The sequence below is a fragment of the Anaerotardibacter muris genome (assembly GCF_943192915.1).
GTDB classification, from domain to species: domain Bacteria; phylum Actinomycetota; class Coriobacteriia; order Coriobacteriales; family Eggerthellaceae; genus Anaerotardibacter; species Anaerotardibacter muris.
The window spans coordinates 128914-140676 of sequence record NZ_CALPCD010000004.1 but is presented as its reverse complement, the minus strand read 5'-3'; the positions used below and the strand labels follow the sequence as shown (position 1 = coordinate 140676).

Genomic DNA, 11763 nt, shown 5'->3' with positions numbered 1-11763 from the left:
TCCGAATGCAAGAAAGCCTTAGACGAAAGGAATCATCAATGGCAATGGAAAAGACCTACATCATGATCAAGCCTGACGGCGTTGCGAATGGCCACATCGGCGAGATCATCAATCGTTTCGAGCGCGCTGGCCTGAAGATCGAGCGCATGGAGCTTGGCAACGTTACCGCCGATCAGGCTGCTGCGAACTATCAGGAACATGAAGGCAAGCCTTTCTACGATGGTCTTATCACCTATATCACCTCTGGTCCTGTGGTGAAGATGATCATTTCTGGCGATGGCGCAGTGCTGAAATGCCGCTCGCTCATGGGCGCCACTAATCCTGCTGAAGCAGCCCCCGGCACCATCCGCGGCGACTTCGGCCTTATCATGGACGAAAATGTAATCCATGGCTCCGACTCTCCTGAGTCCGCCGAGCGCGAGATGGCGATCTTCTTCAACTAAGTTGCTCATCTTGCTTCGTACAGGAGCATTCCGTGTGCGCCTGTGCATCCAGCAGCTCTCGTGAGACTGCCTACGAAAGGAAGCATTCATGCTCTATCGTGTCATCGATGAAGACAAGCTTTCCTCGCTTATTCGTGGTTTCATGAATGATTATGAAGTCATAGCCCCGGTCAAGCGCGACCAGGGCTATGTTTTTGATATCATCACCGACCCCGACGAGGTGGCGATCGATTGCACCACCACCAACGTTTCTCCGAAGCGTTTCTTCTTGCCCTCGCACGAGGTACTGATGCGCTTCAATGCGGAGCAAAATGAAGTCACCGATTATGAATTCGATATCAAGCCGCGCGTGCTGTTCGGGGTGCATCCCTGCGACATCAACGCGCTCAATCGCTTGGATCTGGTCTACAAGGATTGTGCTTATCCCGATCCTTATTATGTGAAGCGTCGCGAGAACACGCTCATCGTTGGTATGGGCTGCATGCCTGGTAGTGCATGCTTCTGCAACCTGTGCGGCACCGATGAGGCGCGAATGGGCACCGATATGTTCCTGCAGAAGATCGGCGATAAGTACCTGGTCTCTCTGGCGGGCGTCGAAGCTTCGAGCGTGCTCGAGGCTTCGTGCGATCCAAAACATGCTACTGACGAAGACCGTCGTGAATTCCGACGCGTTACGCGCGAGCGCCAGGAAGCTTTCAACGAAGATATTCCTCATGTTCAGGAAGTTGCGATGATGATGGATGTGTTCCATCGCGATGAATTCTGGACCGAGATGGGCGAGCGTTGCCAGTCGTGCAGCGCCTGTTCAGCGGTGTGTCCTACGTGCTTCTGCTTCGATATCTACGACGAGTTAGACCCCGATGGCAAGAATGGTAGCCGCGTGCGCGTGTGGGATTCATGCACGTCGCCTGAATTCGCGCTGGTGGCTGGTGGCCACAACTTCCGCGACACGAACCGCAAGCGCGTGCGCCATCGTTTCTACCACAAGCTCAATGGCTTCACGGGAAGTCACGACTATCAGCTCTGCGTTGGCTGCGGTCGTTGCGTATATGCATGCAAAGCGCAGATCAACCCTATCGAGGTGCTGAAGTTCTTCGACCGAAAGGGGGCCGAAGATGGAGAGTAAGCGTCGCACCGCTCCTACCACCCTTGAGGTGAAGGGTCGCTACAACTATCAAGCACCACTCAATGGGGCCGAGATGATGGCGGCGAACCCCTATCGTCCTTGGTCGGCGCGCATCACCTCCATCACGCCGCTGACAGACAAGGAAACGCTGTTCGAGATGCGCCTGATCGATGACCGCATCCGCGATGCATTCCATCATCACCCAGGACAATTCGTGTGCGTGAGCGTCTTCGGGGTGGGCGAGGTACCTATCTCCATTTCCAGCTCGCCTTCCAAGAGCGGCTTCATCGAGATCTGCGTGCGTCGCGCTGGCGAAGTGACCACCGCGCTGCACAACATGCAATGCGGCGATATCGTGGGCTTGCGTGGCCCCTATGGTCATCCGTTCCCCTTCGAAGACATGAAGGGACATGACATCTTGCTGGTGGCAGGCGGCCTTGGCATCGCGCCGCTGCGCTCGCTGATCAACAACATCCATGATGAACGCTCGGAGTTCGGCAAGGTGACCATCATCTATGGTTCGCGTGCTCCAGAAGAGATCATGTTCCGCGAACAGTTCGAGATGTGGAACCATCGTCCTGATTTCGACTTCTACTTGACCATCGACAAGCCCCATCCCGACTGGGACGGCAATGTTGGCCTGGTCACCAAGGCTTTCGAAGATCTTGAGGTCGATCCAGACAATACCTTTGGCGCTATCTGCGGACCGCCGGTGATGTATCGCTTCGTGGTCGAAGAGATGGCGAAGAAGGGTATCAGCTACGATAGGATCTTCATGTCCTTCGAACGTCATATGAAATGCGGCATGGGCCGTTGCGGACACTGCCAGATCGGGCACCAGTATGTGTGCTTCGATGGCCCGGTGTTCAATTATTGGGAAGCGAAGAATATTCAGGGGTCGATGTAATATGACCGATCATACGTGTGCATCGAACACTGAAGGACAACTGCCTCGCGTAGTAGTGGCGGGCTTGGCCAGTTGCTTTGGCTGTCAGCTGCAGATCACGAACCAAGAGCAGTACCTCACCGACATCCTTGGCCGCTTCGATCTGCAATATTGGCAGCTTGCCTCGAGCGATCCGATGCCAGAGGACTTCGACATTGTCATCATCGAGGGCGCGGTCACGACCGAAGAGGCGCTCGAGCAGGTGAAAGCCCTGCGCGAAGTGGCCGACACGGTCATAACCATCGGCGCGTGCGCCAATACGGGAGGCATCCCAGGCATCGCTGCAGCGGGCTATGCTTCTCGCGCGAGCGAGGTCTATGACAGCGTTCCTGAAGCATGTGGCACCATGATCGAGCCGTGCGCTGTGAGCGATGTTATCGCGGTCGATTTCCAGGTGCCTTGTTGCCCGATCGACTTCTACGAATTCGCTCAGATCTTGAGCGCTGCGCTCATGGGCTCGAATCGCGCCCGACGCTCCACTACCATGTGCAACGAATGCAAGCGCCAGGAAAACCCCTGCTTCTACCCTCAAGGCGAGATCTGCCTTGGCCTGGTGACCAGCGGCGGCTGCATGGCTCGCTGCCCTTCGCTCGGCCGTCCCTGCATGGGTTGTCGTGGCTTGTCGCCTAAGGCCAACCTTGATTCTGCACGCGAATCGGTTGCGAGCTACAACCTATCCGTTGAAGAATTCGATCGCAAGCTGTCGATATTCAACCAGACCAATGCGGTGCTCTCTGCGAAAGACGAGGCTTCAGATGACTAAGTCCCTGCTCAATATCGACCACATCGCCCGTGTCGAAGGTCACGGCAATGTGCACGTAGTGATCGAGAACGATCAGGTGAAGACCGTTGAGATGAATATCGTCGAGCCGGCGCGCTTGTTCGAGAGCATGGTGCGCGGTCATAGCTACAAAGATTGTTCCTACATCGCTTCACGCATCTGCGGGATCTGCTCGCCCAGTCATTGCATCACCGACCTGAAGGCTGTCGAAGACGCTTTTGGGGTGGAAGTATCCGACCGCACCAAGCTCATTCGTGAGCTGCTCGTCTATGGATCGTACCTGCAGAATCACGCTTCGCATCTGTTCGTGTTCGTGGTACCAGACTTCATCGGTCAACCCAGTGTCTTCCCGCTGGCGGAGAGCGACCCTGAACTGTTCGCTCAAGCGCTCGAGCTGAAGAAGCTCGGTAATGACCTATGCACCAGTGTGGGTGGCCGTTCCATACATCCCATCACTGCGGTGGTGGGCGGCTTCACGCACGAGATCAGCGCAGACGAATACCTGTCCTTCACCCGTCGCATGGAAGAGATGATCCCCTTTGCCAAGGCAACGGTGGACCTGTTCTCGTCGTTCCGTATCACCGACATCCACACGGCTTCCGATATGCTGGCCATGGTGGAAGAAGATTACTATCCTGTGCAATCTTCGAACCAGCTTGAACTGCTCGATGAAGGCGTGGTCTTCGATGCCCATGATTTCGAAGACTACTTGGAAGAATACGAGGTTCCTCATTCTGGATCGCTGTTCACTCGCGAAAAGGGGAGTGGCAAAGCGGTGTTCACTTCGGCGCTCTCGCGTTTGAATGCTTCGTGGGACCACCTTTCCCAGGAAGCGAAGTTCGCATCGGCTAAAGCTGGTCTGCGCCCTGAAGAACGCAACCCCATGAAGAACAACCTTGCACAAGCTATCGAGATCTTGGACGCGCTCATCCGTTGTTCGGGCATCTGCCGAGAATTGGCGAAGTTCGAAGGCAGTTCGAAGCCCGTTCCGTATCAGGTGAAAGCTGGGGTGGGTGTAGGAATGACCGAAGCGCCCCGCGGCGTGGTCTTCCATAAGCTCGAGTTCGATGCCGACGGCAAAGTGGTCCATGCATCCATCATCACGCCTACGGCGCAGAACTTGGCATCGCTTGAAAACGATACGCGTCACTTGGCAGAAGTATTGGTGGAATCGGGTCTGGGCGAAGAGCACATCCGCTCCGAGATCGCCAAGTTGGTACGTGCCTATGACCCCTGTCTTTCCTGCAGCGTTCACTGACCCCGCTCACGTAGGGCTTCTTTTGTGAATAGCGCGCCTATGTTAGAATCGTAAGCTGCACTATTAAGACTGTGAGGAATTTTGCATGTCCTTTTTGGATTTCATTCAGAACGCTTCGTCTTCTAGTTCATACGATATGGCCATCGACCTTGGTACGGCTAACACGCTGGTAGGTATTAGCGGCCAGGGTGTTGTCATCAACGAGCCTTCCGTAGTGGCTATCGAGCGAAGCACGCATCGTGTTCTGGCTGTTGGTCACGAAGCGAAGAACATGATCAATCACACTCCCGATACGTTCTCTGCAGAACATCCGCTCCATGATGGCGTCATCGCAGACTATGACATCACTGAAGCGATGATCTCTGCGTTCATCAATAAGGCGGCTCCGCGTCGCTACCCTTGGCAGCCAAAGCCGCGCATCGTGGTGTGTATCCCCTGCGGTGCAACCTCGGTCGAGAAGCGCGCGGTATTCGAAGCTACCATCCAGGCAGGTGCTCGTCAGGCATACCTCATCGAAGAGCCTATGGCTGCTGCGATGGGTGCAGACCTGCCCGTTACCGAACCCACTGGTTCCATGGTCGTCGACATCGGCGGTGGCACCACAGAGGTTGCGGTCATCTCGCTTGGCGGTATCGTCACATCCTCTTCGCTTCGCTTGGCAGGCAATCGTTTGGACGAAGCCATCGCTATGCATCTGCGCGATCTGCTGGGCATCAAGATCGGTGAACGTACGGCGGAGGTCATCAAGATCAAGATCGGCTCCATCCTTCCTTTCGAAGATGGCCGTGAACGCGACATGATCATCTCTGGTCAGGACGTGCTGACCGAACAGCCTAAAGAAGTTACCATCCAATCCGAAGACGTGCGCGAAGCGCTCCAAGAGCCCATCGATGAGATGGTCATGCACATCAAGGAAACCTTCAAGAAGACCAATCCTGACCTTGCATCCGACATCATCTCCAACGGCATCTTGCTCACGGGTGGTGGCGGCTTGCTCTCAGGTCTTGATCGCTACCTCACCAACAAGCTGGAGATCCCTGTGTGGACCAGTGAAACGGCACTTACGAATGTAGTAACAGGGTGCTTGAAGGTGCTCGAAACCCCAGCAGCGCTCAAACAGATCTTGATGCGTTCGAAATAGGAGCTCATTTAACCAATGGCCCTGAACCTGAAGCTCAAAGACAATCCGGTGAAATTCGGTGGCCATCTTGGAGGAAGAACCCTGCTCGTCGTTCTCCTTGTGGTCTCGCTGATCCTCTTCGTCGCCTATGCGCGCGAGGGCAATGATGGTCCGCTCCATTCCCTGCAGAACACTACCTCTGGCATGGTCACACCGCTCACTGCGGTAGGCACCACGGTGGGTTCGCTCGCGGTCTCTGGCACTATGTCAGTGGAAGACCTTACGGCGGGCGATGCCGCTTATAACCAACTAAAAGAGAACAACGCACGACTTTCGCAGATGGTCGTCGAACTGGAAGAATATCGCCAGGAAGCTGCTCGTCTGGAGGCCATCATCGGCCTTGCGGATGCGTACGGCTTCACATCGGTCGCTGCACGCGTGGTGGGTTATTCTACCGATTCTTACAACCGCAGCATCACGCTCGATGCGGGCAGCGCAGCAGGCATCAAGACGGGCATGCCGGTCATGGGTGCTACTGGCGTTATCGGCCAGGTGGTCTCTACCACGCCCGCGACATGCAATGTGCGCTTGCTCACCGATCCACAGAGCGGAGTTTCGGTATTGATCCAGTCTTCTCGCGCTGAAGGCATCTTGCGCGGCTCGGTCGAAGGCACGCTCTATCTTGAAGGCATTGAAGACACGGTCGAGGTCAAAGAAGGCGATGTGGTCATCACCTCTGGTCTGGGTGGCGGGTACTATCGCGGTTTGGTCGTGGGTATGATCACCAAGATCGAGCAGCGCCCCGGCAGCCTTTCGCGCACCATCGTGGTAACGCCCAACGCTTCTTTCAATAATATCTCCGAAGCACTCGTGGTAATTGCTATGGGTGATGCGAATGCTGCCGATAACGAAGCCCTTGCGCGTCTGGTGAACTCTCAGACGCTCTCGGATCGCACGAGCGGATCGGGCGATCAAGGTTCTGAAGGATCTGGCGAAGGAGGGGAGGAATAGCTATGCGTGATAAGCTCATCCCGCTCATCTCCGCCGCCATCGTGGTGCTCTTGCAGATCGTCTTGGCTCCGGTCATCTCCATCTATTCGGTGGTGCCGAACTTCATCGTATCGTTCGTCATCGTGCTCTCCATCGTGCGCCGCGAAGATACCACGTATCTGTATGCTTTCGTGATGGGCATCATCTCCGACCTGCTCAGTCACGTGCCGCTCGGGCTTACGCCCCTGTTGTTGTTGCTCATCTCGTTCGCGCTATCACGCGTGTTCGAGATTCTCGATAAGTCAAGCTTCGCCATGGTGCTGGTCTCCAGTGCGGTGGCGGTGCTCGTCTACGAGCTCGTGGTTATGATCGTGCAGTTGGTCATGGGCTATCCTGCATCGTTCTTCGATATGCTGGTGGCACGTGTGCTGCCTGCAACGGTCTTCAACTTCATCATCTGCGCCATCCTCTATTTCGTGGCTCGCAAGTTCCCTGACACGCCTTCTGGAAATGATGCGTGGACCGTGGACGATTCTCAGCGTTTCCGCTAGGAGCTAAGAGGGTCTGCTCATGCTCGCTACCATTGCAGTCGTTGTCATATCACTGGTCGTCATCGCTTTGATCGTGCTGGTCGTCTTCCGCTGGCGATCAGGTACTTCTTATGTGCGAACGCGCAACAAGATGGGCGTGAAATCCATCACGCATGTGGGTGTTTCTGCTGAAGCGCCCAAAGTGGCAGCTGCGGGTGGATCGGCGCCAGCGACCAACATCACTTCAGCGGGCGCGCCGAGCGGACAGCGCAGTCGCTTCTTCGCCATCGGTGTCATCGTGGCAGGTGTATTCAGTGCGCTTGCGGTGAAGCTCTTCGGCTTGCAGATCTTGAGCTCTGATAGTTATCAGCGTGAAGCAGAATCGAACCTCTATACCACGGTCACCACACCTGCGCCGCGCGGTGTGATCTATGACCGTGACGGCGTGCCGCTGGTGACCAACCGCCAGGTGCTCACCGTGCTGGCTGATGCCGATGTAGCAACCAATAGCAATGTCATCCTGCGCCTTTCGGCGCTTCTGGGCATTCCCTATGATGTGGTTCGTGCGCGCATCCTCGATTCATCTACGGGGGCTCAGTCGCAGCGCGTGGTCGCCAAGGACATCCGTCTGCGCGATGCGGCGTTCATCAGCGAACACCGCGATGCGTTCCCTGGTGTCACCACTCAGATCCGTAGCGACCGCATCTATCCCTATGGTGCGCTCGCGGCGCATATCTTGGGCTATACGGGTACCTCTTCGACCGAGGACTTAAAGAACGTCACCGAAGGCCGCGACATCGAGATGGGCGATGCGGTAGGCAAGTCGGGCATCGAGCAGTCCTACGACGACGTGCTCGCGGGCGACCATGGAACGCGCACGCTCATCACTGACGCATCGGGTGAAGTGCAGCAGGTCGTGGGCGAATCCGAACCCACCAAAGGTAACGACATCTATCTGACCATCGCAGCGCCAGTCCAGTATGTGGCCGACACTGCGCTGCGCGAACTAGTCCAAGGCGGTACGGGTACGGCAGCGTCACTGGTGTGCATCGACGTGAAAACGGGCGGTGTGCTGGCCATGGCGAACTATCCCACCTATGAACCCGAACACTTCATCGGCGGCATCTCCCAAGATGTGTGGGATGCCTATCAGACCGAAGAGTCTCACTATCCACTGATGAATCGTGCGATCGCAGGTACCTATCCGGCAGCATCGTGCTTCAAAGCATTCACAGGCCTGGCTGGTCTTACCTATGGTTTCGCGGATGCTACCAAGGCTTGGGATTGCACGGGCACGTGGACGGGCTTCGGCAAGGAATACCCGCAGAAATGCTGGGAGCACAGCGGTCATGGCTGGCTTACGTTCCGTGAGGGTATCGTGGTGTCTTGCGACGTGGTGTTCTACGAGATCGCGCGTGATTTCTACAACGCACGTGGTTCCATCGGCGATGAAGCGATGCAGGATTTCATCAAGGAATTCGGCTACTCTGCGCTCACTAATATCGACCTGGGCGGCGAAGCTCAGGGCCGCATCCCTACGCCTGAGTGGAAATCCGAATACTTCCGCGACGTACCCACTGAAGCCCAGTGGCTTCCGGGCGATATCTCCAACATGGTCATCGGTCAGGGCTATGTTCTGGTCACGCCGCTTCAGGTCGCGCGCGCGTATGCAGCTATCGCTACGGGCAAATTGCTCCGTCCTCACATGCTCAAAGAGGTACGCAATTCCGCTGGTGAAGTGGTGGTCGAAGCCCCTGTGGTAGAGGATGTCATCCCTGATGTGACCGAGGCGAACTATCAGATCGTGCGCGATGCACTGCGCGGTGTGGCGGTGGAGAACGACGATGTTTCCGCGGACTTCTCCGCGTATGAATTCACCTTCGCTGCGAAGACTGGTACTGCAGAGGTTGCGGGCAAGCAGGACTTCGCTTGGTTCGCTTGCTATGCGCCTTACGAAGATCCGCGCTATGCGCTCGCGCTTTGTATCGAAGAAGGCGGCTCGGGTGGTCGTACTGCATCGCCTGTGGCTGCGAAGGTGATGGCTGCTGCCATGGAGTATTCCAACGGTGGCACTATCGAGTACAAGAAGATCTCGGTGAATACTCCTACACCTGCGGGAGGTGACGAAGACGATGGCTGAGTTGGTGGAGATCAATTCCGTTCAGCCGCGTGACCCAGAGCTTTCCAAAAGCTATCGTCCGCGCCGCTTCAAATACATGAACATCCCGTTCTTGGTGTGCTTTGCGGCACTGGTGGTCTACGGCTTGATCGTGCAGTTTTCGGCAACATCGTCGGATTCCGACTTCAACTTCACTACGCAGGTGCTCGGTGTTGCGATCGGCATCGTGCTCTTCATACTGGTGAGTCGCTTCGATTATCGTTCGCTTTCAGGCTTCACCACGTTCTTCGTGGTGATCAACGTGGTGTTGTTGCTCTCGCCGCATCTACCGTTCATCGGTAGGGAAGTGAACGGTGCGAATTCGTGGATCCGTATCGGTGGCCTGAGCATGCAGCCTGGCGAATTCGCCAAGATAACCGTGGTCTTGCTGGCCGCCAGTATCATGTCGCGCTACGGTGGTCGCTTGGATGACCTGCGCGAATATCTGAAGGCGCTGGGCATCCTGGCCATCCCGTTCTTGTGCGTTATGACCCAGCCCGACTTAGGTACGGGTCTGGTCTATCTCTGCATCGCCGCCTTCGCGCTGATCATCGGCGGTACGAATTGGCGCTTCTTGGTGGTTACCTTCGTTATTCTAGCGGCATTGGTAGTGGGCATCTTCATGCTCGATCCCATACTCGATGGCCTGGTAGGAAGCGATGTGTTGCTGAAGGATTACCAGCGTTCACGCTTGCTGGTGTTCATGGACTCGAGCTACGACCTTTCAGGTGATGGTTATAACTTGCAGCAGGCGAAGATCGCTATTGGCTCTGGTGGCTTCTTCGGCAAGGGTTTCATGCAGGCTACGCAGTCATCACTGGGCTTCTTGCCTGAAGCGCCTACCGACTTCGTCTTCTGTGTGCTGGCAGAAGAATTCGGCTTCTTCGGTGCACTTGTACTGCTGGCGCTCTATCTGGGCCTTATCGTCACGAGCATCCGCGTTGCGCGTAACGCACCCGATCTGTTCGGTACCATCATCGTCATCTGCATCGTGGGCATGTGGGTGTTCCAGATCCTCGAGAACATCGGCATGGATGTGGGGCTCATGCCCATCACGGGCATTCCGTTACCATTTATTAGTTACGGTTCATCGTTCATGCTGGTAAACTTTGTTCTATTGGGGCTCATCAATTCCATTTGGGCTCATAGCGAAAACAACCCATCGTAGTTGCGCCTAAGCGCTGCGCGAAACGCCAGGAGGGCAAGCATGTTCGATCTGAAGTCACTGGATATCAAGTCGCTCATCACCGAAGCGATCGATATCGAAAAAGCGCGCAAGACCATCGTTTCGGTCCATGTTCTTATTGACGAGACCGCAACACCAGAGTTCCAGGTGTTCGTGCGTTCGGGTTTCAGTAGCGCATCGGTGAATTCGCGCTTGACCGTAGGTTATTACCCTACGCAGGATATCTCTGTTATGCCCGATACCGACCTGGTCGTGATGGCTGCAGGAGAAACCGCAGATACGGGCAGGATCGCCGCGACCATCCGTGAAGCGGATATTCCCGTGCTCGTTATCGCTGAACATGGCAATCAGGTGGTGAAGAGCGCTCAGGCTACAGGTCATCCGTTGCCTGACGATGCGCTCATCTCGTTACCTGCAGGACAGCCGCTCGATGAGGATATCAAGGGTTCTCTGGCGGACTCTATCGGCTCTTGGATCATTGACCATGACCATAGCAAGCGCCTTGCTTTCTCGCTCGCATATCCCTTCGTGCGTCGCCCGTTAGCGAAGGATGCTATCGCTGCTACGTCTGCGCAGAATGCGGGCATTGGCGTGCTCGTCTTCATCCCCGGTGCCGACATGCCCGCGATGACGCTCAATCAGATCAAGATGGTGCTCCAGATCGCAGCGGCGTATGGCGAACCGCTCGATGCGAACCGTCTTAAAGAAGTTGTTCCTGTACTGGCTGCGGCATTCCTGTGCCGCGGCATTGGCCGTAAGCTGGCAGGGTTCATCCCAGCGCTCGGCTTCGTGGTGAAGGGCGGTATGGGTTATTTCGGTACCTATGCTATTGGTCAAGCCGCGCTGACCTATTTCGAACAAGGTGGCGACATCGCTGGTCTTGCTGGTGTGATGTCCCAGGCTGGGGGAGCGGCGTCTACGGCAGCTATGAAGGTGCGTAATCAGCGCGCATATCAGGTGGCCAGCAATGCTGCTGGTCCAGTTGTTCGCCGTGCCGCCAGTAAAGCTGTTGGCGTAGCGGGCGATATCGCCCAAGATGCTGCACGCGGCGCCATGAACAACGCCAAGTCCCGCCTGCGCCGCAAGCGCAAATAGCAGGACACTTCGGGGACAGGCCAAACTGTCCAGGACAAAATGGGGACAGGCCTCATGCAGTCGATGCACAACCTCGAATTTTTGGATATTGTCGCTTGTCTCGGATATTTTTATGTTTATAATAGTCAAC

Annotated in this window: 11 protein-coding genes; all 11 read left to right on the top strand. The window is 56.0% G+C overall.

The genetic code is table 11. From position 1 onward, the window contains the following. Window positions 1-38 precede the first annotated feature (38 nt). The 11 genes from ndk to NFR25_RS04830 all read left to right on the top strand — a co-directional run bounded on the left by ndk (window position 39) and on the right by NFR25_RS04830 (window position 11633). Entirely contained in the window at window positions 39-443 is a 405-nt protein-coding gene (ndk, locus tag NFR25_RS04880; RefSeq protein WP_251198129.1) for a nucleoside-diphosphate kinase, read from the top strand. Window positions 444-531: 88 nt separating this feature from the next. Beyond that, a complete protein-coding gene (locus tag NFR25_RS04875) occupies window positions 532-1569 on the top strand; it encodes a 4Fe-4S dicluster domain-containing protein (protein ID WP_251198128.1) in 1038 nt (345 codons plus the stop codon). Then, window positions 1559-2476, top strand: a complete 918-nt coding sequence (locus NFR25_RS04870; RefSeq protein WP_251198127.1) for an FAD/NAD(P)-binding protein — start codon at window positions 1559-1561, stop codon at window positions 2474-2476. Before NFR25_RS04875 ends, NFR25_RS04870 begins: the two co-directional genes overlap by 11 nt. A 1-nt stretch (window position 2477) precedes the next feature. Continuing rightward, window positions 2478-3278, top strand: a complete 801-nt coding sequence (locus tag NFR25_RS04865; protein ID WP_251198126.1) for an NADH-quinone oxidoreductase subunit B family protein — start codon at window positions 2478-2480, stop codon at window positions 3276-3278. After that, on the top strand, window positions 3271-4554 hold the full coding sequence (locus NFR25_RS04860) for a Ni/Fe hydrogenase subunit alpha (RefSeq protein ID WP_251198125.1): 1284 nt from the start codon (window positions 3271-3273) through the stop codon (window positions 4552-4554). The genes NFR25_RS04865 and NFR25_RS04860 overlap by 8 nt, the downstream gene beginning before the upstream one ends. Window positions 4555-4639: 85 nt before the next feature. Then, complete coding sequence (gene mreB, locus NFR25_RS04855; RefSeq protein WP_251198124.1) at window positions 4640-5695, top strand: rod shape-determining protein; 1056 nt, start codon at window positions 4640-4642, stop codon at window positions 5693-5695. A 15-nt stretch (window positions 5696-5710) separates the two neighbouring features. Continuing rightward, window positions 5711-6685 carry a rod shape-determining protein MreC gene (gene mreC / locus NFR25_RS04850; protein ID WP_251198123.1) on the top strand — a complete coding sequence of 325 codons (975 nt, stop codon included), beginning with the start codon at window positions 5711-5713 and terminating at the stop codon, window positions 6683-6685. 2 nt (window positions 6686-6687) lie between these two features. Beyond that, entirely contained in the window at window positions 6688-7215 is a 528-nt protein-coding gene (gene mreD / locus NFR25_RS04845; protein WP_251198122.1) for a rod shape-determining protein MreD, read from the top strand. A gap of 19 nt (window positions 7216-7234) precedes the next feature. Further along, entirely contained in the window at window positions 7235-9334 is a 2100-nt protein-coding gene (mrdA, locus tag NFR25_RS04840) for a penicillin-binding protein 2 (RefSeq protein ID WP_251198121.1), read from the top strand. Beyond that, window positions 9327-10520 (top strand): rod shape-determining protein RodA, encoded by a 1194-nt coding sequence (gene rodA, locus NFR25_RS04835; RefSeq protein WP_251198120.1) that lies wholly within the window; start codon window positions 9327-9329, stop codon window positions 10518-10520. Before mrdA ends, rodA begins: the two co-directional genes overlap by 8 nt. A 39-nt stretch (window positions 10521-10559) precedes the next feature. Then, complete coding sequence (locus NFR25_RS04830; RefSeq protein ID WP_251198119.1) at window positions 10560-11633, top strand: YcjF family protein; 1074 nt, start codon at window positions 10560-10562, stop codon at window positions 11631-11633. The last annotated feature ends 130 nt before the right edge of the window (window positions 11634-11763 follow it).